Source organism: Dactylosporangium darangshiense, from assembly GCF_039537565.1.
GTDB classification, from domain to species: Bacteria; Actinomycetota; Actinomycetes; order Mycobacteriales; family Micromonosporaceae; genus Dactylosporangium; species Dactylosporangium darangshiense.
Genome location: NZ_BAABAT010000084.1, coordinates 1 through 23,907, shown reverse-complemented (window position 1 = coordinate 23,907; position 23,907 = coordinate 1). Strand labels below are relative to the sequence as shown.

At 69.2% G+C, this 23,907-nt stretch carries 24 protein-coding genes and 1 pseudogene; 10 read left to right on the top strand and 15 right to left on the bottom strand.

Annotated elements, in window-relative coordinates; genetic code table 11:
- Nucleotides 1–134: 134 nt before the first annotated feature.
- The gene (locus ABD901_RS56040) at nt 135–401 is read right to left on the bottom strand and encodes a hypothetical protein (protein ID WP_345144077.1); all 267 of its coding nucleotides are present in this window, start codon (nt 399–401) and stop codon (nt 135–137) included.
- 447 nt (nt 402–848) lie between these two features.
- On the opposite strand from ABD901_RS56040, the gene ABD901_RS56035 reads away from it, so the two are divergent.
- The gene (locus tag ABD901_RS56035) at nt 849–1,031 is read left to right on the top strand and encodes a hypothetical protein (protein WP_345144074.1); all 183 of its coding nucleotides are present in this window, start codon (nt 849–851) and stop codon (nt 1,029–1,031) included.
- 264 nt (nt 1,032–1,295) lie between these two features.
- Here ABD901_RS56035 and ABD901_RS56030 read toward each other — a convergent pair whose 3' ends face one another.
- The 4 genes and pseudogenes from ABD901_RS56030 to ABD901_RS56015 form a co-directional block, all read right to left on the bottom strand.
- Complete coding sequence (locus tag ABD901_RS56030; RefSeq protein ID WP_345144071.1) at nt 1,296–1,778, bottom strand: cupin domain-containing protein; 483 nt, start codon at nt 1,776–1,778, stop codon at nt 1,296–1,298.
- A gap of 326 nt (nt 1,779–2,104) precedes the next feature.
- Complete coding sequence (locus tag ABD901_RS56025) at nt 2,105–5,107, bottom strand: ATP-binding protein (RefSeq protein WP_345144067.1); 3,003 nt, start codon at nt 5,105–5,107, stop codon at nt 2,105–2,107.
- 485 nt (nt 5,108–5,592) lie between these two features.
- Nucleotides 5,593–6,092 (bottom strand): annotated as a pseudogene (locus tag ABD901_RS56020) (HD domain-containing protein).
- Between the two features lie 249 nt (nt 6,093–6,341).
- Nucleotides 6,342–6,782, bottom strand: coding sequence for a hypothetical protein (locus tag ABD901_RS56015; RefSeq protein WP_345144064.1), 441 nt, complete (start codon nt 6,780–6,782; stop codon nt 6,342–6,344).
- A gap of 357 nt (nt 6,783–7,139) precedes the next feature.
- Between ABD901_RS56015 and ABD901_RS56010 the strand changes: the two genes are divergently transcribed.
- A complete protein-coding gene (locus tag ABD901_RS56010) occupies nt 7,140–8,666 on the top strand; it encodes a GMC family oxidoreductase (protein ID WP_345144061.1) in 1,527 nt (508 codons plus the stop codon).
- Here ABD901_RS56010 and ABD901_RS56005 read toward each other — a convergent pair.
- Nucleotides 8,617–9,366, bottom strand: a complete 750-nt coding sequence (locus ABD901_RS56005; RefSeq protein ID WP_345144058.1) for a hypothetical protein — start codon at nt 9,364–9,366, stop codon at nt 8,617–8,619. The genes ABD901_RS56010 and ABD901_RS56005 overlap by 50 nt on opposite strands.
- 53 nt (nt 9,367–9,419) lie before the next feature.
- On the opposite strand from ABD901_RS56005, the gene ABD901_RS56000 reads away from it, so the two are divergent.
- Nucleotides 9,420–10,004 (top strand): ankyrin repeat domain-containing protein, encoded by a 585-nt coding sequence (locus ABD901_RS56000; RefSeq protein ID WP_345144055.1) that lies wholly within the window; start codon nt 9,420–9,422, stop codon nt 10,002–10,004.
- 277 nt (nt 10,005–10,281) lie between these two features.
- Nucleotides 10,282–13,083 carry an AAA family ATPase gene (locus ABD901_RS55995; RefSeq protein ID WP_345144052.1) on the top strand — a complete coding sequence of 934 codons (2,802 nt, stop codon included), beginning with the start codon at nt 10,282–10,284 and terminating at the stop codon, nt 13,081–13,083.
- Nucleotides 13,084–13,165: 82 nt separating this feature from the next.
- Here ABD901_RS55995 and ABD901_RS55990 read toward each other — a convergent pair whose 3' ends face one another.
- The 7 genes from ABD901_RS55990 to ABD901_RS55960 all read right to left on the bottom strand — a co-directional run bounded on the left by ABD901_RS55990 (nt 13,166) and on the right by ABD901_RS55960 (nt 18,475).
- Complete coding sequence (locus tag ABD901_RS55990) at nt 13,166–14,281, bottom strand: hypothetical protein (protein WP_345144049.1); 1,116 nt, start codon at nt 14,279–14,281, stop codon at nt 13,166–13,168.
- A 165-nt stretch (nt 14,282–14,446) separates the two neighbouring features.
- A complete protein-coding gene (locus ABD901_RS55985) occupies nt 14,447–15,295 on the bottom strand; it encodes an aldo/keto reductase (RefSeq protein ID WP_345144046.1) in 849 nt (282 codons plus the stop codon).
- 99 nt (nt 15,296–15,394) lie between these two features.
- A complete protein-coding gene (locus tag ABD901_RS55980) occupies nt 15,395–16,093 on the bottom strand; it encodes a nitroreductase (protein WP_345144041.1) in 699 nt (232 codons plus the stop codon).
- Nucleotides 16,094–16,292: 199 nt separating this feature from the next.
- Nucleotides 16,293–16,778, bottom strand: coding sequence for a MarR family winged helix-turn-helix transcriptional regulator (locus ABD901_RS55975; protein ID WP_345144038.1), 486 nt, complete (start codon nt 16,776–16,778; stop codon nt 16,293–16,295).
- Between the two features lie 106 nt (nt 16,779–16,884).
- Entirely contained in the window at nt 16,885–17,652 is a 768-nt protein-coding gene (locus ABD901_RS55970; protein ID WP_345144035.1) for an SDR family NAD(P)-dependent oxidoreductase, read from the bottom strand.
- Nucleotides 17,649–18,071, bottom strand: coding sequence for a transposase (locus tag ABD901_RS55965; protein WP_345144083.1), 423 nt, complete (start codon nt 18,069–18,071; stop codon nt 17,649–17,651). Before ABD901_RS55965 ends, ABD901_RS55970 begins: the two co-directional genes overlap by 4 nt.
- Before the next feature lie 110 nt (nt 18,072–18,181).
- Nucleotides 18,182–18,475 (bottom strand): cupin domain-containing protein, encoded by a 294-nt coding sequence (locus ABD901_RS55960; RefSeq protein WP_345144080.1) that lies wholly within the window; start codon nt 18,473–18,475, stop codon nt 18,182–18,184.
- Between the two features lie 20 nt (nt 18,476–18,495).
- Between ABD901_RS55960 and ABD901_RS55955 the strand changes: the two genes are divergently transcribed.
- The 6 genes from ABD901_RS55955 (at nt 18,496) to ABD901_RS55930 (ending at nt 22,528) form a co-directional block, all read left to right on the top strand.
- Nucleotides 18,496–18,795, top strand: coding sequence for an IS3 family transposase (locus ABD901_RS55955; protein WP_018829231.1), 300 nt, complete (start codon nt 18,496–18,498; stop codon nt 18,793–18,795).
- A complete protein-coding gene (locus tag ABD901_RS55950) occupies nt 18,792–19,238 on the top strand; it encodes an IS3 family transposase (RefSeq protein ID WP_345144026.1) in 447 nt (148 codons plus the stop codon). The genes ABD901_RS55955 and ABD901_RS55950 overlap by 4 nt, the downstream gene beginning before the upstream one ends.
- Before the next feature lie 39 nt (nt 19,239–19,277).
- On the top strand, nt 19,278–19,709 hold the full coding sequence (locus ABD901_RS59475) for a DDE-type integrase/transposase/recombinase (protein WP_380131943.1): 432 nt from the start codon (nt 19,278–19,280) through the stop codon (nt 19,707–19,709).
- Nucleotides 19,663–20,697 (top strand): tyrosine-type recombinase/integrase, encoded by a 1,035-nt coding sequence (locus tag ABD901_RS55940; protein ID WP_345144019.1) that lies wholly within the window; start codon nt 19,663–19,665, stop codon nt 20,695–20,697. The genes ABD901_RS59475 and ABD901_RS55940 overlap by 47 nt, the downstream gene beginning before the upstream one ends.
- Before the next feature lie 714 nt (nt 20,698–21,411).
- The gene (locus ABD901_RS55935) at nt 21,412–22,206 is read left to right on the top strand and encodes a tyrosine-type recombinase/integrase (RefSeq protein ID WP_345144016.1); all 795 of its coding nucleotides are present in this window, start codon (nt 21,412–21,414) and stop codon (nt 22,204–22,206) included.
- The gene (locus ABD901_RS55930) at nt 22,169–22,528 is read left to right on the top strand and encodes a hypothetical protein (protein WP_345144013.1); all 360 of its coding nucleotides are present in this window, start codon (nt 22,169–22,171) and stop codon (nt 22,526–22,528) included. The genes ABD901_RS55935 and ABD901_RS55930 overlap by 38 nt, the downstream gene beginning before the upstream one ends.
- A gap of 130 nt (nt 22,529–22,658) precedes the next feature.
- On the opposite strand, the gene ABD901_RS55925 is transcribed toward ABD901_RS55930, so the two are convergent.
- Together ABD901_RS55925 and ABD901_RS55920 are read right to left on the bottom strand one after the other, a co-directional pair.
- Nucleotides 22,659–23,090, bottom strand: a complete 432-nt coding sequence (locus ABD901_RS55925) for a transposase (RefSeq protein ID WP_345144011.1) — start codon at nt 23,088–23,090, stop codon at nt 22,659–22,661.
- Nucleotides 23,042–23,907, bottom strand: an 866-nt coding sequence (locus ABD901_RS55920) for an IS110 family transposase (protein ID WP_345144008.1), incomplete at its 5' end; no start/stop codon positions are given. The genes ABD901_RS55920 and ABD901_RS55925, both read right to left, overlap by 49 nt.

The window sequence follows — 23,907 nt, the reverse complement described above, 5'->3', positions numbered from 1 at the left end:
CTTGCAGTACGCACGCCGTTCTCCCGCCACCGCAGTTCTGACCTTCGACAAGCCAGAACCTAGGCAGGACAACGGCGTGCGCTATTCACGACGCGCCGAGCCGCCCATGGAAGCGTCAGAAGCGCCTTAATTGATCATGTTTCGGCGGCTGCCCAGGCCTGGAGGACGGTTCGGGTTTCTTCGGGGCCATGCCTGGTGAGGGGCTGGGGCCGAAATCTGGCGGCGATGATGACCCGTCGCAGCTTGATGATCATGTCGTCGAAGGACGGTTCGGTCTTGGTGGTGTACCAACGTGCCCGTGACCGGTGTTCGGCCGCGTCGGCGGGGGTGTGCCCGGCGGCGGCGTACCAGACGACGGTCAGGCTCAGGCAGATCAGCCCGAACGGCACGGTGCGGTGCACGGCAGCGCGGGTGCGGTTGCGGGCCTGGCCGACACCGAGGATCTGGCGGGCGTCGCAAGAACGCGACCTCGATACACCAGTGGGCGGCGTAGCGTGCCACGAGGTCTTCGGTCGCCGAGGTGAGATCAGTGGTGACCAATGGGAGCCCGTAACCGCGTTCGTCGCGGTCGTTGGTGCGTGGCTTGTTGTCGCGGACCAGAACCACTCGCACGGTTCGGCTGTGGAAGGACCCGTACCACAGACACACGATCTCGGCGACCTCGACGGTGTCGTGCATGCGTAGCGGTGGACCTGGGTGGTGCGCCATATCGCGGTGGCGGCGAGGTCGGCCGGGGTGCCCAGCCGGGCGCCCTTGGTGCGGGGCCGCCCCGATTTTCCGGTGCGGGGCGGGGGCATTTCGTGCAGCACCGAGGTGACCTTCAACCTCGACGTCCAGGTGACCTGCGCGTGCAGGCCGCGCAGATGCTCGCCGACGTAGGCGGCGTCGCCCACGGCGTGCACCATGCGATCGGGATGGCGGGCGGCGATGGCTTCGACCATCTCGCGCGCGAACGCGAGCTTGCCGGTGTGGCGGGGACACCACAGTCGGGCCAGTACCGGCAGGCATACCGGCCGGGCCAGGAACGGTAGTTCCACGATGATCCGGCAACCACCCAGCAGTTTCCGAAACCGATCGGCTTGGGGCCTTTCGCGGCGCCGTCGTGATGCCAGAATACGCCGAACACCTTGCGGCCTGAGCGTTTGAATAGGGTGTCATCGACCACGACCGTGATCGGCGACCCGTGCGGTAGCAGCCGATCTACGATCAGGTCGAGCAGTGCCAGCCCGATAGTCGTCACGATGTCCTGCGACGATGCACCGAACCGCCGGAAACCTTCAGGGAGTAACTGCCGGTTACTCCACAAAGTACGAGTCGTGCTTGTCGAAGAACCTGGCGCGCTCTTCGTCCGTGGCATCGGCCAGCTGCGAAAGCCCCTCAAAGTACCCTTCACGCGGCGCTCCGGGAGTGAAGAGCAGAAGCATGTCAGCCGGCGCGTCGGAGTCGTTGCGGAAGGCATGCAGGCCGCCCTGCGGCACATGGAGGAAGTCGCCCTGCTGCGCGTCGATCCACTGTTCGCCGTTGAAAAGACGAACAGTACCGTTGAGGATGAAGAAAGACTCCGAGATGGTCTTGTGGAAATGAGTCTTGGGACCACCCGCCTTCGCGCTCATCTCGACTCGGAAGAGTCCGTATTCGCCACGCGTGGTGGTTGTGGTCGCCAGGTAGTAAATGGCGTCCCTACCGGCTGTGCCGACATTCGGGGGAGTGTCCACCGGCCGGAAATTGGCGTTGATCTCGCCGGTATCTCCCGTGTACACCTGCTTGGGGTACGACATGCGAACCACCCCTTCCGTACTTTGGATGCGCGACAACGCGCTGGTGGGGCATGTGCGAACCACGCTCGTGGATTGCAAACGTCCATTCTCGGTGTGCCCGCGACCCCTTGCGCAAGAGACCGAGCACCACCACCGCGTGTGACACCTCCACGGCTGTCTGCCGACTGCAGACCCTCCCCTTCGACCCTACGCCCCCAAGATTCACGCAGGGCAGCCAATCGGTAACCTGAGCATCGCTCGGGAGTGTCAAGGAAAACGTTAAATCCACAGTCCCTCGGCCGACTCTTTCCGAGTTCTGTCGTCACAGTGTGTAACTGACATGTCGCCTATTGCTGGGCGTGCGATCCCTCGATGGGGGAGGCTGGTTGGGGGGCTTGGTCGTTCTTGTCGGGGGTGATCGTGTCCAGGGCGTCGCGGAGGGCGGCGCGTGAGGTGATCCCGAGCTTGGGGTACAGCCGGTGCAGGTGGGCGCCGACTGTGCGGTGGGACAGGAACAGTCGTTCGCCGATCTGCTTGTTGGTCAGGCCCGTGGCGGCCAGCTCAGCGATCTGCCGTTCCTGAACGGTCAGGGCGGCCGTGCGGGTTTCGGGCCGGGTGGCGGTGCCGGCAACGCCGGTGGCGCGTAGCTCGTTGCGGGCCCGCTGTGTCCACGGTTGGGCGCGGAGTCGGTCGAAGGTTTCGATGGCGGCGCGCAGGTGCAGGCGGGCGCGGGTGGTGTCGCGGGTGCGGCGTAGCCATTGTCCGTAGGCGAGGTGGATGCGCGCGTGTTCCCACGGCCACCGCTCGGCGTCGGGCCGGGACAGGGCGGCCTCGAACAGCATGCCGGCTTGGTCGTCGTTGGCGGCCAGGGCCGCCGCCCCGGCAGCGATCAGCGCGGTGTGGGAGCTGCGGACGCCGGCCTGTTGGGCGGCGGCGGCGTGGACGCGGGCCTCCTCGACCCGCCCGGTGCGCACGGCCGCCTCGACCAGATCCAGGACCATCCACCGGGCAGGGATGCCGGTGCCAGTGATGCTCGGCTGGCTGATCCAGGAGGTCTGGGCGTAGGCCTCTTCGTAGTCGCGCTGGCCCAGGGCCGCGATGGCACGCGCCCTCCGGGCGAATGCCTGCGTCAATCCGATGCCGCGCGGCGTGGTCCAGGTCATGACCTCGTCGGTCAGGGCCCGAGCGAGGTCGGCGTCGCCGCGGGCGGCCGCAACCAGCGCCGATTTGGTCCGAAGGTCCGCCTTGAGCAGGTGGTAGCCGTAGGCGGCCGCCAGGTCCAGCCCCTCACGCGTCAGGGCCTCAGCCTCGTCCCACTGCCCGTGGTGATAGGAGTCCAGGTTCAGCAGCACCAATCCGGTCAGTACCAAGGCGACCGCGCCGCCGTCACGTTCCTGTTCGATCATGCGCCGGACCAGATGGCGATAGTCGGACAGGGCGTCCAACCGGACGGCCGCGAAGGCCAGAGGGATCAGCCACTGGGATGCCACGTCGGTGGATAGCGCGGCGAAGGCGCGGGCGAGGCCCTCACACACCGTCGCGGGGGTCCGGTCTCGGTGGGTGAACGCTTCGTAGCACAGCCGCAAGGGCGTCGCCAGGTGCGGGTCGAACCTGGCCAGCGCATCTCGCAGCAGGTCCCAGAACTCGGGCCGGGCGGCGTACATGCAGACGAACAGCAACGCGGACAGTAGGTCGTCGATCCACTTGCTAGTGGTCCCGGCGGTGTCCGCGTCGTCGAGCCCCCGGGTCAACAGGCGATACGCGCCATCGACATCGCCCTCAGCGTTCAACAGGTAGACCGCCGTGGCGGCGGCGAAGACTGACCCGCTGCGGGTACCCGAGACCGAACGGGCGTCATCTGCTTTGCGCGCGTCGGCCAACAGTTGGGGGACCTGGTCCAGCGGGCCAGCGCTACTGGCCAGGTAGGCCGCCTCGATCAGCCGGCGAGACCGGTCAGCCGACTGCGGGCTCAGCTCGGCAGCGCGCACCAGCGCGGTCACCGCGGCGGAGGCACCACCACGCCGGAACTCGGCAAGGAACGCCTGCTCCAGCGCGCAGGCCACCGTTTCGTCCGGGCCGGTCGCAGCTTCGGCCAGATGCCACGCCCTCGAGCGCGGCTCGTTGGCCACCTCGGCCAGAGTATGGTGCGCCCCGCGCCGCTCGGCCGGCGAGGACAGTTGCACGATCGCCGAGCGGATCAGCGGAGGGCGAAACGACATCCGGCTGGCGGCCGGGTCCGAAACGATCATGCCGGCCTTCCGCGCCGGATCGAGGTCATCGACATCCGCGTTACCCTGGGCGGCTGTGCGGATCGCGGCCAGACTCGCATCCGGCTGCAGCGTGGCCAGCAGCAGCAGGTGCCGGGTCGGTGCGGGTAGGTGTTCGATCGCCGAGGCGAAGGCGGCCTCCAACCGCCCAGACAACGGCAGGAACGCGGCCAGCGAATCCTGGCCACGGCGCTGCCGGTCGGTCAGCGCCACGGGCACCTCGCGCAGCGCGAGCGGGTTGCCGGCAGCCTCCTCGAGCAACCGTCGCCGCACCGACGGTGCCAGGTCCGGCTGCCGGGTGTCGAGCAGGGTGGCCGCCGCCTCCTCGTCGAGTGGGGCGACATCCTGCTCGGGAAGGCGGACCGCGTCGAAGACGCTTGCGGCCCCGGTGCGGGCCGTGGCCAGGAGCACCACAGGAATATCGGCCAGGCGGCGGGCGACAAAGCCCAGCACCTTCGCGCTGGCCCGGTCCAGCCACTGCACGTCGTCGACCACCAGCAGCACCCGACGCTCGGCGCCGACCTCGCCCAGCAGCGCCAGCACCGCCGTCGACACCACCAACGCATCCAACGAGCCCGCCTGCGCAAGGTCGAAGACTTGGCTGACGACCTCACGCTGGTCGCCAGCAGCCAGCCGGTCGCCACGCTCGCGCAGCGGGTAGAGCAGCTGGTGCAGCGCCGAGAAGCTGACCTCCGCCTCGGACTGCGCCCCGGAAGCGCGCAACACCCGCAGCCCGGCCGCCTCGGCGCGGGCCGCCGCAGCATCCAGCAACGCTGTCTTGCCGACCCCGGGCTCGCCGCGCAACAGCAGACAGGGACCGGTCGGACTGCGCCCGGCCAGCAACGCCTCGATCAGATCCAGCTCGCCAGTGCGCCCCAGCAGATTGACTGCGACCCGTGACCTCACTAGGTGTCCCGTGGATGATTCTTGTTGGGAAGACATTGATGATCGACCGGCTAAATCTGCGGTGATCCCTTGCTTCTGCAACCGTAGCGCCCTTGACCAGCTGAATCTCACCCCCCGAGCCAGCCTGATCGTCGCCGGTCCGCTGGCGAGCCGAAGACGCCCCTTGGTCTCGCCCACCTTGCTGAAGGGAGTACGTCCGTCGGCGACCTCACCGGACTCGCCGTCGAGGTCAGGCCACCACCGCCAGGATTCTCCGGCGACACGGTCAGTGCCTGACACGCCCAAAGCCATGCAACCCATCGACTGAAGTCGTCGGCAGCTTCTACCAGTACCCACCCCCCACCTCGCCCGACTGGGGCGGCTTGGGGGCATCGACCCAGCACCACCACATCACGTTCCGCGCTGGAATCGCCGACCGCGAAGTCGCCGGCAAAGGTCAAGCAGCTGTCGCGGGCGAATCGGTCGGATTCCGCTGTGGCTTGCGCATGCAATGGATCGCGTCGGTGAGGGCTTGCGGCCAGTGCCGACGGAACCGAGCTGGGCAGGAACTCGAAGGTGCCGGAGACGGCGATGACGACGTCGACGTTCCATGCCGCGCTGAACACGTCGAACCTGTTGCGCGCACCAGGTCGGAGTGGAACAGCGTCCGCTGTTGGGTGACCTCAAGCGTTCGGACCGGCTGTCAGCCAGGCCACGGGATCGCCGGCGATCGCGGCGTCTGAGAGGCGGTGGGCGGAGTCCGTCTTGAGGGCGGCCCGGCAGTTCTCGGTCCATGACTGGACCGTTGTGATGCCCTAGCGCTGGTACTCGACGGCCTGCACCAGGCATTCCAGCTTGTCGGCGTCGCGCGCCGCGATCGCCTCGGGGGTGACGCCGGCCTCGTCCTCCGCCACCGGGGAGGTAATCGTGTCCGCGACTGGCGACGGGCAGGCCACGACCTGGTCGGCGGTGACGCTCGGGTTGTCAGCGGTCTGGACGTACCGCTTGCCGATGCGCGAGATGTCGCCGACCTCGTCTCCTGCGTGTCGTGCAGGACGCACATGAGGGCGGCGCGGGCAGCGTCGACGCCTTCCATCGCCGTGAGCACGGTCCCGGTGATGACTGTCCGGAATGAGTGATCGGCGATGGACTCCGGTTCGCTGATCTCGGCGATCCACCGCAGGTCAGAGGCCGTTTCCGGTAGTGGAAGCGGCCTTCATTCGTTCAGGGGGGCCAGCTGTTACCCCACCGCGGCAGGCCCAGCGAAGAGCCCGTCCACCGCCTCCGCGCCGCGCGTCAGGACCGGGCGAACCCGCCCTAGCTGTCCGAGTGACCATGGCTTGGAGCAGAGGGCAGCTCGTGCGCCGGTCCGCTGGGGTCAACTGTTGGGGGTCACCGGGGATGGGGATGGCACATCCAGCGCGGTGAAGGTCTAGATCGACAGGGCGCCCGCGCCCGGCCCGAGCGCGCGTCCGGCCGCGGTGAGGGCGAGCACGCCCCGGCCCTCGACGCGGGTGTGCGGGCCGAGGCGCTCCGGGTCGACGCTGATCGCGGCGAGCACCTTGTGGAGGCCGGGGTCGCCGTACTCGTCCTCGAACGGCAACGGGTCGCCGAGCTCGGCGACCTCGCCGGGATACGCCTCGGGGTCGCAGTAGCGGACCACCCGGCCGGCGCGGGCGACCAGCCAGCCCGAGGCGTACCAGTGACACTCGCCCAGCCGCCGGCTCACCGCCTCGCACACCGGGATCGCCTTCTCCACCCCCGGGAACCCGCCGAAGATCAGGGTCCAGCCGTCCAGCGCCGGCGTGACGTAGCAGCGGCGGGCCGGCAAGGCTGGGAGGCCCCAGTCGTGGTACCAGGCGGAGAGGTCCATCCGCATGGTGACCGGCTCGGCGCCAGCTGGAGCGGCGTGGCGTCATATGTTGTCAGACGGCTTCCATCGTCTTGGTTTGCTGAGACTCCGGCGCAATGCGAGCCGGTACCCGGACGGCTACCACCGGGTGGTCAGGACCAGCCAAGGGACCACGGCCGGGGCCGTGTCCGTCAGCCGGATGACACACAGCCGGGCGCGCGGCCCCATTCGGCGAGCGTAGCTGGTCACTTTCGTGGGATCGGGTGCTCGGCCGTGATGCTCCTTCGTCATCAAGACCTCTTGTCGCAGAACGGGTAGCGTTATGGGTGGCCTCCCTCTGAGCTGAGCATCTGGCGCTACCGCGCTGAGAGGAGACCAATGACCGAGTTCGACTACCTCGTGGTCGGGGGCGGCACGGCCGGCTGCGTCGTCGCGACGCGCCTAGCCGAGAACCCGGCCGTCTCGGTCGGCCTCATCGAGTGGGGCCCGAGCGATGAGCACGAGCCAAGGGCCCGCTCGATCCGCCGGTGGGCGGAGATGCTGGAGGGCGAGTACGACCTGGACTACCGCTCGGTGCCCCAGGAACGGGGCAACTCTGGTATCCGGCAGGCCCGCTTGCGGATCCTTGGCGGCTGCTCCACCGCCAACACCATGATCTCGTGGCGGCCGCGGGTGGCCGATCTGCAAGAGTGGGTCGACCTCGGGGCCGACGGCTGGGACGCCGCCACGCTGCACCCGTATTTCGAGCAGCTGCAGACTCCGATCACGCCGGTGCCGACCCAGGACCAGAATCCGTTCGTGGCCGATGTCATCAGATCGGCGAGCTCCGCGCTGAGCCTGCCGGTCCGGTCGGCCTGGAACGAGGAGGACGTCATCGAGGGCACTGGTTTCTTCGAGATCGGCTACCGCCCGGAGACCAACACCCGGTCCTCATCCTCCATCTGTTACCTGCACCCGGCCCAGCGCAGCTGCGCCAACCTGCACGTGCTGCTGCAGACGCGGGCGCTGCGGCTGATGCTGGACGGCGGCAACAGGGCAGCCGGCGCCCTGATCCGCACTGGCCAGGGAGCGACCGCGGAGATCTTCGCCCGCAAGGAGGTCGTCGTCTGCGCAGGGGCCATCGACTCCCCGCGCGTGCTGCAGTTGTCGGGGATCGGGCCGGCCGCTGTGCTCGATGCCGCCGGCGTCGGCGTCCGCGTCGATCTGCCAGGGGTCGGCGGCAATCTGATGGATCACGCCGAGGGCATCGTCCTGTGGGAGGTGGCCGAGCCGCCGTCGCGGGTCTGTGCCACCGGCTGGGATGCCGGGGCGCTGCTGCGGCTGAACCCGCATGGGGCGCACCCGGACATCACGATGCACTTCCCGGTCGAGGCCTGGGTGGACCACGTGGTCGCGCATGGCGTCGCGATGCCGCCGTATTACGTGGCGATCGCGCCGAACGTGGCCAAGCCCCGCAGTCGCGGCCGCGTCTGGATCACCAGCGCCGATCCGGATGAACGGCCGGCTATCGACTACCGGTATTTCACCGACCCCGGCAGAGCGGACGAAGCCGTCCTCGTCGCTGCCGTGCGCGCCGCCCGGAGGATCGGCGACTCAGAACCCATGGCGTCGCAGTTGCGGCGCGAGGTGTTCCCCGGCCCGCAGGCGACGTCGGATGCCGACATCTCGGCCCTGGCCCGCGCGACCCACCAGACGGTCTACCACGTCAGCGGAACCTGCCGGATGGGCGCCCCCGACGACGCGCTCGCGGTGCTTGATCCCGAGTTGCGGGTGCGCGGCGTGCGCGGGCTGCGGGTGGCAGACGCGTCGGTGTTCCCCACCATCCCGTCGGTCAACCCGGTGGTCACCGTCATGATCACGGCAGAGCACGCGGCCCGCCTGATCCGCCAAGATCAATCAGCGTGACACGTACCGGCTCCTGCGGGATCGCTGGGATTCCCGGTGTACCGCCGAAGCCCTGAACCGATGCGGCGGCGTCGAACGGTTGCCGTTCTTCACGCCCGCGGGCGAGCGCGTGCCCGAGGAACACGTCGGCGGACCGGGCGCGGAGGGCCTGGTCGAGCGCATCGTCCGGCTCGACGAGTCCGGTCACCCCGCGGCGGCCTGGGCCGAGGCAGGCTTCCGTGTCGACGTGCTGCTGTTCGACCCGCGCTGGTCCCGCGGCCGCATGGACCTCGCCGCCTTCGATCCGCACCTGCCGATCGACGAGCGCAACCGTGTGCGCGAGGAGGTGGTTCGCCGTTCCCACGCCTGGCTGCGCCCGCGCCACACGACGCTGGCCGCATCCGCCCGCCGGGTCGCGGCGCACCTGGCCGACCTGCGCCGCACCGCACCGCGGGACGAGGCGGCGTGGCTCGGCCCGCGGTGGCTGCCCAACATCGAGGAGCGCGGCCTCCTCCGCATCGACGTGCGCGGCCGCTGCCTGATCCTGGACGCCCTCGACACGCCGAACCCCCCGGGTGCGGCTGTTGGCCAGCGCGCTGTACGGCGAGGCCGACGACGCCCGCCGCCGCGCCGAGCGGGAGGAGTTCGGCATCGAACTGTCCCGCGTGCCGCGCATTCCCCTCGTGCTGGCCCGCCGCCCGGACGAGCTGACGAACCCCATCGGCCTGCACCCGCTGGTCCACGCCGCGCTGTTCCCGCCGCGCCGCCCTGGCCGTGACGGCGTCCGCGCCCCTGCGCGAGACGGTCCGCGTCCACTGCAACAACGCCACCCACGAGGTCGCCATGCGCGCCGGCGAGGTGGTCCTGCCGCGCACCCCGGCCGAGATCGATCGGGAGCGCGCGCTCAAGGCGCCTGGCGGCCAGGTCCAGGGCTGTGTGGCGGCTCGCGACGGCTGGCGGGATCCGGCGGTACGGATGCCCAGGCCCATGCGTGACCTGCGCGCCGACCTCATGACCCTCATCCACCACGGCGACGCCCCGGCCGTCGCCGCGGCCCTGGACCGCGGCCTGGACCCGTTTTTCCGCGACGCCTACGGCCCGACCCTGCTGCACCTGCTGCCGTGGCTCGCGGGCGCGGAGCTCCTGCCCCGCCTGCTGGCCGCATGCCTGGACATCGAGGCCCGCGACACCGGCGACCAGGCGCCGCTGAACGCCGCGGTGGCCCTCGGTACCCCGGACCTGGTCCGCGCCCTGGTCGCGGCGGGCGCCGACCTGCGCGCCTGGGCCTACGGCCGCATGGCCTACGTCACCTCCCGCCCGGAGCTTGCCTTCCTGCGCAAGTTCGTCCTCGGGCGGTGAACATTCGTGGCCGGGCCGCGGTGTGGCCGTGTCCCGTATCCGCTCACTGACTGATCAGCTACAAAGGGTGATGGGTGCCGTCCACGACGCGCCGCTTGCCTGGTCGGCTCGGCGGCCACCAGCGTACGCTGTTCTAGGCCCAGGTGTACGAAGAATCGGCTGCGCACGGCCACCAACCCCCGCGGAACACCGAGATTCTCACGCGGTGACCCTTCCAGACTCTTCCTGGCCCATCTATCAGGTTCTTTCCGACAAAGATGCTCAGATCGGACAGCGGGTGAGATCACGTTCAGTAGCGGACCTTGTAGGGCGCACGGACGAGCTGGAACTGATCGACTCGCTGCTGGCCGGGCACAGCCGGATCGGGCCCGGCCAGCTGCTGCGTGGCGATCCTGGAGTCGGCAAGACCGCGGTGCTGGACGCCGCCGCAGCACGGGCAGCGGCCGTCGGCATGCGAGTGCTACACGCCTCCGGCGCGGAGTTCGAGGCCGAGATCAGCTTCTCGGCCCTGCACCAACTGCTCGACCCGCTACGCGAATTCGCCGACCGGCTGGCCGCCCACCATCGCGACGCCCTCAACCAAGTCTTCGACCTCGCGCGGGCGGCGTCGCCGGACCCGCGGCTCATCACGGCCGTGATGGCGCTGCTGCGCGCGGTCGCCGCCGAACGTCGGCTGCTGCTGATCGTCGATGACGTGCCGTGGATCGACCGCGCCAGCGCGACCGTACTGGCGTTCGTCGCTCGTCGCATCGGTGCCGACCCGATCGTGTTCCTGGCCGCCGCGCGCACAGGCGCCGGCGGCGTCTTCGACCAGGTCCGGCTGCCCGAGCGGGAGATCGGGCCACTGGCCGAGCAGCCGGCGGCCATCCTGCTGGACACCCGGTATCCGGACCTGGCACCGGCGGTACGGCGGCGGGTGCACGACGAGGCCATCGGCAACCCGCTCGCGCTGCTGGAACTGACCGCGTCGCTGACCGACCGACAGCGCTACGGCCAGGAACCCCTACCCGCGTTCCTACCCCTGAACAGCCGGTTGGAGGCGGCCTTCGCCAGCGGGATGCACGGCCTGCCCGCACCGACCCGGCACCTGCTGCTGCTGGCCGCGCTGGAGCCTGACGCGAGCCTGACGACGATCCGAACAGCCGCCCAGTCGGCTGCGCAGTGCGGCGCGGAGCTCGACGACCTGGCCCCGGCGCAACGGGTCGGCCTCATCCGAACGGACTGGGTCGCCGGCCGTCTGGCGTTTTGCCGCCCGCTCGTCCGCTCCGCGATCGTGCAGATGACATCGCCGGGTGAGCACCGGTCGGCGCACCGGGCCCTGGCCGCAGCCCTGGCCGGTGACCCGGGTCGCCAGGCGTGGCACCTGGCCGAAGCCACGAGCGGACCGGACGAAACGGTGGCCCAGGCACTGGAGGAGGCGGCCCTTTCTGCCCCGCGGCGTGGGCGCGCGCCCGCCGCGGTGGCCTCACTGGTGCGCGCGGGCGAACTCAGCCCGCAACCGACCGACCGGTCCCGCCGGCTGGTGGAGGCCGCCTACCTCGCCAACGCGACCGGTCCGCTGGACCAGGTGACCCGGCTGTTGGCCGACGCCCGGCAGACAGACGACGCCCGACAGGCCTCGGGCACGCCGACCGGATCGGTCTTCGCCGCCGCCACCGCGCTCTACCTCATCAACGGTGAGGGCGACATCGGTGCCGCGCACCGACTGCTGGCCCGGGCACTCGACGATGCTGATACCGCCCAGGCCACCAGCGTCTGGGTCGACGACCTGCTGCACGCGCTGCTGTTCGTCTGCATCTTCGGCGACCGGCCGGAGTACTGGCAGCTGCTGGGGGAGGCGTTGGCCCGGTTCGACCCGGACGGGACAACGGTCGTTCGGCTGTGCTACGACGCGTTCACCGACCCGGCTCGCACCTCCGCAACGGTGCGAGAGGGCCTTGCCCGCGCCTTCGACGCCCTGCCTGCCGACCCGGCACCCTGGCACCTCGTCCCCCTGGCCCACGCGGCCCTGTGGGTGGACGCCCTGTCCGACTATCGCCACTTGGTCCGGCGCATGATCGAACGAGAACGTGACGGCGGAGCGATTCGCGCCGTCATTTCCGGGTTGCTGCTGCTCACCGGCGACTCCTACCACCACGGGCAGTGGGATGAGGCCGAGAACACGGCTCGGGAAGGGCTGGACCTGGCGGCCGCCCACGGCTACCACCTTCTCGAGGGACAGATTCGGGGCCCTCTGGCACTCATCGCGGCCCTCCGCGGCGACCTCGACCTCGCCCGGGCCCTGACCAAAGAAATCACGAATTGGGCAGCACCCCGAGGTGTCGGGCTGACACAAGGATTTGCCCGGTACGCCAGCGCCTTCGCGGCCCTGGCCCAGGGAGACTACGAGGACGCCTACGCTCAGGCGTCCCGGATCACCCCTGGCGGCACCCTCGATCAGGTCACCGTCGGTTCCTGGATGGTCATGGACCTCGTCGAGGCGGCCATCCGCACCGGGCACATAGCGGAGGCCCGGGCCTACGTCGCCGCCGCCCAAGAGGCCGGCATCGCCCGCATCTCCTCCCGGAGGGCCCTCGTCACCGCCGGTGCCGCCGCCCTGGCCGCCGACAATGACCAGGCCCGGCCGCTATTCGAGGCCGCGCTCTCGTTGCCCGAGGCCGACCGGTGGCCGTTCGGATATGCGCGCATCCACCTTGCCTACGGGCAGTGGTTGCGCCGCACCCGCGACACCACCCGAGCCCGCCTGCACCTACGCACCGCCCTGGACATCTTCGACCGACTGGGTGCCCGGCCCTGGTCCGTGCGGGCGCACAACGAACTCCGCGCCACCGGGATCCCCACCACCGACCGACCCGACACTCGCACGGCCGTACTGACCTCACAAGAACGACAGATCGCCACGCTGGCAGCCAGCGGTCTGACCAACAAACAGATCGGCCAGCAGCTGTTCCTGTCCCACCGCACGGTGGGCGCCCATCTGCACCGGATCTTCCCCAAGCTCGGCATCACCTCACGCGCGGCCCTCCGCGACGCCCTGGAGACGATCGCACCGGACGGGAGCGACGGCCCGGCTCAATAAGCCAGCGTTCCCCGCCGAAGGGCCGGTCGCCGGGTCCTGGCCGGTCAGCCCGGCCGATGCTGCGGCGTTGCCCGGCCGACTGCTAACTGCCGAGGGTGGGCACCTGCGCCGTGCGGTGAGTACCCGGCCGCGGCTCGATCGCGTTGGTCGAGCGCAGCGCGCGTTGGTCGAGCGCAGCGTGCTCGGCAACGTGGGCGGTACGTCCCGGCAGCATCGCCGCGTCGCGGGTCGCATGCATATCGGATTCGGGCGCCTTCGCGCGGTCCCGGAAGTGCCCGATAGCCGTGAGCACGAGGCCCGCGGCGGCCCAGTTGACGAGGATCCACAGTGGCTGGGCGACGCCGGCGCCGTGGAAGAACGCGACCGAGCGGAGCAGGCTGGCACCCGCGCCAGGGGGCAGGAAATGGCCGATCGTGCCCCACGGCGCGGGCAGCAGTTCCGGCGCTGAAGCGAGGCCGGAGATCGGGTTGCCGGAGAAGAACACCAGCAGCGCGCCGAGGCCGATGCCGAGCTTGCCGATCGCCGCGCCGAGGCCGGCGACGGTGGCGCTGACGGCGAGCGCGAGCAGGGCGATCACGCCCGCCGTGGCCAGGTAGGAGCCGGTGAGCACGCCGATGCCGTGCATCGCGCCGGCCGCGATCCCGCCCGCGAGAACGGCGAAGGCGATCTGCCCGACTACCCGTACGCTGTGTGATCTCACCAGAAACAGCAGCGCCGCACCACAGGCGAGGCTGGTCAGCAGCAGTGGCAGGAAGGCGGCGCTGAACCCGGCGCCGCGCGGGTCGTCGGCCGGCGTCGCGACGATGTCGGTGACGGTGACCGGGTGGCCGTTGCCCATTTGCTGGGCGGCCTGGCTGAGCAGGGTGGACACCGCGGGGCTGGCGGCCGAGGCGACGTGCAGGCTGAGCCCGGTCGGTCCAACGATGAAGGCGGCGTAGGCGAAGCGGTTGCGCAGGTCCGCGTCGGCCGCCGTGGCGTCGGGCACGGTGTAGATGTCGAATGCGCCCGGCCGTTTGGTGCGCAGCCCGTCGACAACGGCGGTCGTCGCCTGGGTCGAACCGGCGACAATCACGGGGAGGTCGCGCGGGGCGGCCTTCTCGGCCGGCCAGGCGAACCACATGACGAGCAGCGCCTGTAGCAGGACCATGCCGGCGATCAGGACGCCGGCACGGGCCAGTGGCGTCGGCTTGTGGGCCATCTCGATCTCCTCAACGGCTAGTCATCCATTTCATGGCATGCTTCTGCGGCCGCGATTGCTCCGTTGAGGGCGCCCACCGAGGTTCCGATCATCAGATCTGGGACGAATCCTCGCTGCTCCAACGCCTGCCGACACCAACCAGCGCACCGCCGAGCACTTTTGCGATCAGGAGAGGTCGGCGAGGTCCGCCTCGGTGAGGGTGATCGACCGGGCGGTCAGGTTCTCCTCCAGGTGAGCCCCGGAGCCGGTACCCGGGATGGCCAGGGCGACCGGAGACAGGGCCAGCAGCCAGGCGAGGGCGATGCGACGGGCGGTGGCGCCGTGCCGTCCGGCGACCTTGACCAGGCCGGGGTTGTTGATGTCGGCCCTGCCGCCGCCGAGCGGGAAGAACGGGACGAAGGCGATGCCGGCCTGCGTGCAGGCCTCCAGGACGGCCGTCTCGTCACGATTGGCGATGTGGAAGTTGTTCTGGACGGCCACGACAGGAGCGATCGCGCGCGCTTCGGCGAGGTGGCGGGCATCGACATTGCTGATGCCCAGATGGCGGATCAGACCCTCGTCGCGCAGCGCGGCGAGCACCTCGAAACGTTCGGCGAGCGACTCGCCATGTGGGGGTTCCGTCCCACCGATGCGCAGGTAGACCAGGTCAAGGCGATCCAGGCCCAGGCTTTCGAGGTTGGCTTCGACCTGGGGCCGAAGATCGGCGGCGGTGCCCTGGCCGGGACCGTCCGGACCGAAGACCGGGCCGACCTTGGTGGCGATGACCAGGGCGGCCGGGTAGGGCGACAGCGCCTCACGGATCAGAGTGTTGGCCCGCACTGAGCCGTTCGCGCTGCGGTAGAACTCGGCGGTGTCGATGTGGTTGACGCCGAGCTCAACGGCGCGGCGCAGGACGGCGCGGCCGGACTCGGGGTCGCGGGCGGCTCCGCCCGGGCTGCCGTGGGGCAGACGCATGGCGCCGAAGCCGAGCCGGTCGATCGTCAGGTCGCCGCCGAGGCGGAACTGGTTGGTCATGTGTTTCCTCGTGATGTGATGTGATGTGGTGCGCTCGACCGGTCGGGGGCGTGGCCGACATCGAGCGAGGACAGCCGCTCCAGGCGGAAGACGCCCCGATCACGCCGCTAGCGCCTGCGGGATCGAACCCTCGACGAACGTGACCGTCTCGTCGAGCGGGGCCCGGGCTGCACGGACGTAGTCCACCGTGACGTCCTCGTATCCGATCGACATGCCGCAGAAGAGGATGAGCCGGTCCGGGGGCGACAGGACCTCCGCGACGGTCTTGCGATACACCGACCACGCCATCTGCGGGCAACTGTGCAGTCCTTCGGCGCGGAGCAGCAGCATGACGGTCTGCAGATACATACCGACGTCGGCCCATTGGGGCGGGCCCATGTCGCGGTCGATATAGCAGAACAGGGCGACGGGCGCGCCGAAACACTGCCAGTTGCCGGTAGCGGCCCTTTGGCGCGCCTCCCAGTCCTCGCGCGAAACATCGAGTTTGCCGTAGCGCTCCTTGCCGTAGGCGGATCGGCGCTCACGATACGGGGACTTCAGCGTGGGCGGGTACATCTCGTACTCCCGCTCGTCCCAGGGGTCGGCTGTGGCCACGCGCTCGCCGGCGCGCTTCTTGAGCTCGGCCAGCGGCCCTCCAGTCAGCACGTAGACGCGCCACGGCTGGATGTTCGATCCGGACGGCGCCCAAGCCGCGGCGGACACGACGCGCTCCAGCACCTCCCTCGGGACAGGCCGATCGGTGAATCCGCGCACCGCCCGTCGGCTCGTGACAGCCTCGTAGACGTCCACGATCGCCACCTCCCCGTCTACGCAACGTCGTGACGGCTCATACCGTATCACTCGCGATAGTTTCAATCGCTACGATCTGTCCCGCCATGAGTAGGTTGTGAGGAAGGTGACTCATGCGGGAACCGGTCGCGAAGGCCGCACGAGACGAAACGCGCCACGCGTCAGCCGACCGGCCTGTGGACGGGCTTGCACCTGACCGCCTGGAGGCTTACGCCTCATCGCCTGGGGGGTAGGTGAACCGGGTCAACAGATCCATCAGTTGCTCGGCCTCGCCGGGCCCCAGTGCGGCAACCAGGCGGTCGGCCATCGGCTTCGCGGCCACATGGGCTGCATCGAAAAGCTCAAGGCCCCGGGGCGTGATCTCCACAGCCCGCACCCGCCGGTCTCCCGGCACGGCCTTGCGTACGGCCAGTCCCATGCGCTCCAGGTCGTCCACCACCCGCATGATTCCCGCCTTGTCCGACCCCGTCGCCGGCGCCAGGTCCCGCTGCACCGTGGCCCCGCGCTCGACCAGCACCATCAGCACGGCGAAATGCCGCAACTCGATGCCGAGCGGCCGAAGTGCCTCCGTCATCGCCGCGGCCGCGCGCCAGTGCGCCTGGCGCAGCAGCAAGCCGAGCGCGAAAGGCGCGGCATCCCCAGGCCGACCGGTCGCACGCGAAGCGGTGGTTCGATGAGGAACGTCGGCGGTCATGAGCGCATATTACCCGATATCATTTCACTTGATACGGTTTCATTTGAAATTACATGCGCCCCGGCGCCTTGTTAGCTTGATCGACAAGGCAATACGGACCAGTCGTTCAGACCTGACCGCTCCCGCCATCGACGAAGAATTCGGCGCCGGTGATGAAGCTGGCGTCGTCGGAGGCGAGGAACGTGACGGTCTTGGCGATTTCTTCGGGGCGGCCCAGGCGTTTCATGCTGACGCGCGAGGCCAGCACCTCCATCCCCTCGGGTTGGCCGGGGAGCATCTCCGCCCCTTCGGGGTGGCCGTCGAGCATCGCGGTGTCGATCGGGCCCGGGCTGACCACGTTCACCCGGATGTTGCGGCCCTGGTCGTACAGGTCCGTCGTCCAGGTGCGGGCGAACGACCGCACGGCCGCTTTGGTGGCCGCGTAGACCCCCTGGCTGGGGTAGCCCTTGATGGAGACAACGGAGCCGGTCAAGATGATCGTGCCGCCGTCGGGCATGAGCGGCAGGGCCTTCTGCGCGGTGAACAGCGTGCCCTTGACGTTGGTGTTGAAGGCGTGGTCGATGTGCTCCTCGGTGATCGAGCCGAACGGGATCCGATCAAGGGTGGCGGCGTTGGCGAAGACGATGTCGACGTGTCCCTGTTCCTGGCCGATCTGCTCGTAGATCCGGTCGAGGTCCTCGGGTTTGGTGACGTCTCCATGGATGGCGGTGACGGCGGGTCCGATGGACGCCGCCGCGGCGTCCAGTTCAGGCTTGCGGCGGCCGGTGATGTAGACGTGGGCGCCCTGCTGAGCGAACTCTCCGGCGGTGGCCAGGCCGATGCCGGTGCCGCCGCCCGTGACGAGGGCAACCTTGCCGTCCAGTTTCCCGGTCATGACGTTCCTCTCCTGCTCGCTGAGTCGGCCTCAAAACCGTCTGCATACCCTGCTGATGCCCGGCCACACGAGCCCGCCTTGTGCACGGCGTCGTAGATCTTCTGGCGGGTTCGTTCGGGTTCGTACCCGGCGCGGTGCTCGCGGCGAAGCGACTCGACCGCATCGGTGAGCAGGCTCACGTGGCGCCGGCCCTGGGCGGATCGGGTGCATTGGGCACGGGCCGGGCACGGTCGGCAGTCCGACGCGGCGAAGCTGACCACGATCCTGTCCCGTCCGGCCTGCCTGCAGGGGTTCCACGACACGCTCGGCTTGCCTTGCGGGCAGGTGGCGCTCTGGTTGTCCCAGTCGATGGCGAGCGCGGTCTTGTCGTATCCGGTACCGGCCTTGGCTTGCGCCGTCCGGTCCGACAGCAGGGGCATCACCAGCGTGACGCCGAGTCACGCCGTGAGCGGACCAGCAGGTCCGCCGATGGGTAGCCCGAGTCCAGCAGATGCCGCGCGGGCAGCGCACAGCTGCGGCGGTCTCCGGTTCAAACGGGTCTCGGTGCGCGTCGGTCGCGGCGCCGCTCGAGTTCGTCCTGCTCCACGTAAGTGACCATCGGTGTCCCGGGCACCATCGCCATCACCACGAGGAATTTGGTCGTCGCGTCCGGGAGATTGTTGGCGTCCTGGTAGTGGATCACGTCTCCGCCGGGTTCCCAGAAGGTCTTCCCTGCCTTGACGACCCGTTCGGGCTCGCCTTCGAGCTCGAAAATCATCTCGCCTTCGAGCACGTAGCCGAAGGACGGTCCAGTGTGCGGTTCCCCTCGTAACGTGGAGGCCAGGACTTGAGGGATAGAGGTTCATGGCTGAGACGAGACGCCGGTTCGATCCTGAGTTCCGCGCGGGCGCGGTCCGGATCGTGCGGGAGACCGGTAAGTCGATCGCGCAGGTAGCGCGTGATCTGGGGATCAACAGCGGCACCCTCGCCAACTGGGTGCAGCAGGATCGTGCAGCTCGTGGCGAGGCGGCCGCTGGGCAGTTGGCCGAGGACGAGCGCGCCGAGCTGGCGCGGTTGCGGCGGGAGAACGCTGAGCTGGCGATGGAGCGTGATGTCCTCAAGCGATCCGTGGTCCTGTGGGTCAAGGAAGCGACGGGCCGGTGAGCGTGGCCGCCTTCATCGCTTCCCGGAGGACCGAGCACGACGTGCCGCACGCGGTGGCCTGCCGGGCCCTCGGGGTGTCCGAGTCGTGGTTCTACAAGTGGCGGGACCGTCCGCCGACGCCCCGCCAGGACCGTAGGACCAGGCTGACCGACGCGGTCCGGCGCGTCTTTGACGCCTCGGGCGGCACCTACGGCAGCCCACGCATCGGCGACGAGCTGCGCGAGCAGGGCTGGCGGGTGTCGGACAACACGATCGCCGCGCTCATGGCCGAGCTGGGCCTCGTCGCCAGAGTGCAACGACGCCGGCGTGGGCTGACCCGGCAGGGCAAGCGGCCAGCCGCCCCGGACCTGGTCAAGCGGCAGTTCACCGCGCCCGCGCCGGACGTGGCCTGGTGCGGTGACATGACCGAGATCGTCACCGGCGAGGGCAAGCTCTACCTATAAGTCATCGACCTGTACTCCCGGCGCGTCCTCGGCTACGCCATGGGCGCCCACCACGACGCCGCCTTGGTCGTCGCCGCGTTGAACATGGCCGCGGTCACCCGCGGCGGCGACGTCGCTGGAGTGATCTTCCACAGCGACAGGGGCAGCGAATACTGCTCGGCCGACTTCGCTCGGGCGTGCGCCCGCTGGAAGGTGCGCCAGTCGATGGGCCGGGTCGGCTCGTGCTTCGACAATGCCGTGGCCGAGGCGACCTTCTCCACCATCAAGGTCGAGTACGTCCACCGTCACCAGTCCCGCAGCCGCACTGAGGCTCGGCTGAAGATCGCCACCTGGATCACCGACTTGTCAGGATATGCGGGTGATCCTTGGCTGTCGCCGGTCGGTCTGACCGGCCCGGGGTCATTGCGACCCGTGAGGGGTGGCTGTGGTCTTCGATCCGTGTCTGGTGCGTTCGTCGGCAGGCGATGGTAGCGAGATTGTCCGGGTTGGGCATCCGCTGCTGGACGCGTTCTTGGTGTTGGTGGCGGCGCGTTGCCGGCCGAACACGGTGTTGGCGAGCGCGTTCGATTTGAAGGTGTTCTTCTCGATCGTCGGCAAAGACCCGGTGGAGGTCGACACCGCCGATGTGCTGGCGTTCATTGCGGCGCAGCGTGCGCCGCGGCGCGGTGCCACGGTGGTGCGGATCGAGGACGGCGAGCGGGGCTTGGCGGGGCGGACCATCAAGCGTCGCCTCGCGACGATCGCCGGGTTGTATGAGTACCTGCTGGTGCGCGGGGACACGCCGGTGGTCCGGAACCCGGTGCCGCGTGGGTTGGCGTTACGCCGCGATGGTGGGCGGGTGGTGCGTGGGGTGCCGCTGATCCGGGCGCCGCGGACCCTGCCGAGGGTGATCGACCCGGAGGAGGCGAACCTGTTCCTGGCTGCGTTGCGCACGCATCGGGATCGGGCGATGGCCGAGGCGATGCTGCTGGGCGGGTTACGCCGCTGCGAAGTGCTGGGGTTGCGGCTGGCCGACATGCGGCCCGGTGAGAAGCGGCTCTTCATTGCGGAGGGCAAGGGCGGTCATCAACGGGTCGTGCCGATCTCGGCCCGGTTCCTCACCACTTTGGCGTCCTATTTGGACGGTGAACGGCCCCAGGGCATCGAGACCGATCGGGTGTTCGTGGTGTTGAAGGGTCGACGGCGGGGTCTGCCGCTGACCGCGGCCGGGTTGGACGAAATCGTCTCGGGCGCCCGGCGACGAGCGGGCATCGATCATCTGACCTGTCACCAGCTGCGGCACACCTGCTTCACCAGGTTGCGGGAGGCCGGCATGGCGTTGGAAGCGATCCAGGCCCAGGCCGGGCACCGCTCGATCGAGTCGACGCGGATCTACCTGCACCTGGCCAACGACTGGCTGGCCGGGGAGTACCGGCGGGCCAGCGAAGCGATCGACGCACAGACCTTGGCTGGCGACTGATGCCGGCCGTCGTGGCACTGGCGCCCCGCCAACGCGACCAGGTCGAGGGCTACCTGACCGCGGTCCGCCTGCTGAGCAAGGGATGCGGACGCTCGACCGTGAAGGCGGCGCGTTCGTTCGCCGGCAAGGTACAGCGGGCCGGCGGATGGGAACGGCTGAACGTCGAACAGCAGATCGACGCGATCATCAAGGCCAGAGCCTTCGCGTCCTGGCTCATGGTCACCGGACGGCTGACCGTCGACGCGGACGTCCTGGGCCGGGTGGACCTGCGGTTGGGCAACGCCGCCCGCAACTACTGTCCCGACGCGCACCGCTGGTTCACCGACGCCTGCACGCTTCTGGGTCTCAAGGTGGACGATGTGGCCCTGCAGTGGAACACCCTGGCCAAGGTCACCGCGTTGACCGGGGTCGCGCCCGACCAGGTCGGCCCCGCCGAGTTCGGGCACACCCGCCGAACAGTCATCGACGCCTACCTCGCCCGTGGGCTACCCAGCTCCGGCCGGAACATCGCCTCGATCTTCCACCGGCTGCAGCTGACCCTGTTTCACGCCGGGCACCTCGACACCGCGACCCGACCAGCGTCGCGACCACCGGTGTCGGTCACCGGATGGGCAGCCGCCGCCCCAGCCATCGCCCAGGTCGCGCAGCGCTACGTCGCCCAGATCACGCTGAGCCTGCGCCCGTCCACGGTCAAACACATCGAACATGACCTGCGTGAGTTCGCGATCTGGCTGGCCCGCCAGCACCCGGCGGTGGGCCACTTGCGCCGACCTGCAACGCCATCACATCGAGGAGTACAAGGCCTGGGTCGGCGCCAAACACGGCCGCTACACCGGCAAGCCACTCAACCGGATCAGCATCAAGAACCGACTGATCAACTTGCACTGCTTCTTCGACCGGATCACCGAATGGGGCTACCCGAACCCACCCCAGCGGCCGCTCATCTTCGCCGGCGACCTGCCGATCGTGGACAAACCACTACCACGTTTCCTCGACGACGCCGCGGCCACCAAGCTCATGCGGGCCTCCCGGGCCGACTCCGACCCGCTGTCGCGGCTGATCGTGGAACTGTTGGCCCGCACCGGCATCCGCAAGAGCGAACTGCTCGGCCTGACCGTCGATGCTGTGGTGCAGATCGGTTCGGCGTTCTGGTTGCGCATCCCTGTCGGCAAGCTCCACAACGACCGCTACATCCCATTGCACCCGCAACTCAAGGAGATGCTCGACGACTGGATCACCAACCACCGGCCCACCGGGCTGCGCACCGACCGGCTGCTGCTGGAACGCAACCGGCCATTGACCGCGCTGCGGGTCGCCACCGCGTTGAGCCGCCTGGCCAACGAGGCCGGCATCGGACACGTCACCGCTCACCAATTACGTCACACCCTGGCCACCCAGGCCATCAACCGTGGCATGAGCCTGGACGCCATCGCTGCCCTACTCGGCCACAAAACCCTTGCCATGACTATGTATGATTTATGCCCGGATCGCCGACAAAACCGTTGCTGAGGAATACTTTTCCGTCACTGAGAAGGTTGAAGCCCTTTACGACCAACCCCGCCAGCTACCCGCCAACGACGAGGGCTCCGAGATGCGCAAGCTCCGCGGCGAGATGCATCGCCGGATGCTCGGCAACGGCTACTGCGCCCGACCCGTCGAGATGGACTGCCACTTCGAGTCCATCTGCGAGAGTTGCACCTTCTTCGTCACCACCATCGAGTTCCGGCCCACCTTGCAAGCCCAACGCGAGGACGCCGAACGCAAAGGACAGGTCGGCCGCAAGAAGATCTTCGATGGCCTCATCGACCGCCTCGACAGCAAGGCATCATAGCCAGACCCTTGACAGGATCACCCGCATAAGTACAACGCCACACGGCTGCACTCCGCCATCGGCCATCTGCCACCCGATGAGTACGAATCCATGTACTACGCTCAACCCCAGCCCCGTGAGCTGGTTGGAGTCAACTGCTGAAGTCTCCACAGAACCCGGGGCGGTTCATTCGACCATCTGCACGTAGTAGACCCATCTGCGGGTCCTGTTTGCGGGCGTGGTCGGCGGCCCGGACCAGGGTTGATCGCAGCAGCCGGGAACCGGCCTTGGGCATGGGTTGGCCCTTGCGGTCGGTGTCCCCGGTCTCCGACGCCCGCGGTGCCAAACCCAGGTAGGACTTGAAATGTGCGCCGCTGGGGAAGCGTGACGCTTCACCGATGACCGCGGCCAGTGCGGGGCCGCCGACCTGGCCCAGGCCGGGCAGGGTGCGGACGAGCTGGCCGGGGTCGGCCCACCGGTAGGCGGTTTCCCGTTCGTCGGCGTGGACCGTCAGCTCCGCCTCGATCGCTCGGATCAGTCGGACTTCGGTGGCGACTTCGGCGGCGAGGTCGGCGAAGGCCACCGCTGGGTGCTCGGCGTAGAGCTGGACCGCGGCCTGGCGCTGGCCAGCCACTGCTCGGCTCGGGCAGCGCCGGAGTGGTTGCGGGATGCTGTGACGATGACCGCGGTGAGCTCGACCTTGCCCAGTCGTAGCAGCGCCCGCGGGTCTGCCCACTGCTCAAGCACGGCAAGGTCGGCCTGGCCCAGATCGCCGGTCAGCGGTGTCAGCGGCATCAGCTGCCGTACCAGGTCTTTGAGGCGGACCTTGGGCTCAGCAGCCTGCATGGTCAACCGGTCGTAGGCACGTACCCGCCGGTCCAACGCAGCCCGCTCACCTGTGGGCAGCGTCAGCGGCGTCAACCCGTCCGGGTCGACCAGCGGCAGCCGGGCCAGGGTGTCCGCGTCGATCCTGTTGCTCTTCGCGTGCCGCGACAGGAACCGGCGCAGATCCGCCGCCTTCTGACTCGACACCCGATACACGCCATGGCCTCGGGTACTGAAGAACACCGCGATCGGCAGCCACGCCGGCCCGGTCGGTTCCATCACCACCTCCAACCGGGTACCACGCGGCGCGCCAGCCAGCGCTGCCTGTTCGATCACCGTCAGACTCGCCACGCTCGGTTCACACCGGCGCCGGCATACCTCCCGCCCCGAATCGTCCAGGACCCGAACCGTATGCGCCGAGGCGATACCCAGATCGATGCCCGCCAGCCGTCGCTGCACGTCCACCGTTCTCCCATCCCTGAAGACCAGCCTGCGTCGCTCCAGCCGGCCGCGTCGGGCGGCGAACATGCACGGCCACGGTCCCAAGGAGGCAGAGCCCGACAACGGCTCCCACT

Excerpts from the sequence above, each read along its gene's own strand:
- ABD901_RS55990 (WP_345144049.1), bottom strand. The coding sequence starts at position 14,281 with ATGGCCCACAAGCCGACGCCACTGGCCCGTGCCGGCGTCCTGATCGCC.
- ABD901_RS55985 (WP_345144046.1), bottom strand. The coding sequence starts at position 15,295 with ATGACCAACCAGTTCCGCCTCGGCGGCGACCTGACGATCGACCGGCTC.
- ABD901_RS56030 (WP_345144071.1), bottom strand. The coding sequence starts at position 1,778 with ATGTCGTACCCCAAGCAGGTGTACACGGGAGATACCGGCGAGATCAAC.
- ABD901_RS56015 (WP_345144064.1), bottom strand. The coding sequence starts at position 6,782 with ATGGACCTCTCCGCCTGGTACCACGACTGGGGCCTCCCAGCCTTGCCG.
- ABD901_RS55975 (WP_345144038.1), bottom strand. The coding sequence starts at position 16,778 with ATGACCGCCGACGTTCCTCATCGAACCACCGCTTCGCGTGCGACCGGT.
- ABD901_RS56005 (WP_345144058.1), bottom strand. The coding sequence starts at position 9,366 with ATGGGGTTCGTCAGCTCGTCCGGGCGGCGGGCCAGCACGAGGGGAATG.
- ABD901_RS55970 (WP_345144035.1), bottom strand. The coding sequence starts at position 17,652 with ATGACCGGGAAACTGGACGGCAAGGTTGCCCTCGTCACGGGCGGCGGC.
- ABD901_RS55930 (WP_345144013.1), top strand. The coding sequence starts at position 22,169 with ATGATTTATGCCCGGATCGCCGACAAAACCGTTGCTGAGGAATACTTT.
- ABD901_RS55955 (WP_018829231.1), top strand. The coding sequence starts at position 18,496 with ATGGCTGAGACGAGACGCCGGTTCGATCCTGAGTTCCGCGCGGGCGCG.
- ABD901_RS56010 (WP_345144061.1), top strand. The coding sequence starts at position 7,140 with ATGACCGAGTTCGACTACCTCGTGGTCGGGGGCGGCACGGCCGGCTGC.
- ABD901_RS55965 (WP_345144083.1), bottom strand. The coding sequence starts at position 18,071 with ATGCCCCTGCTGTCGGACCGGACGGCGCAAGCCAAGGCCGGTACCGGA.
- ABD901_RS59475 (WP_380131943.1), top strand. The coding sequence starts at position 19,278 with ATGGGCGCCCACCACGACGCCGCCTTGGTCGTCGCCGCGTTGAACATG.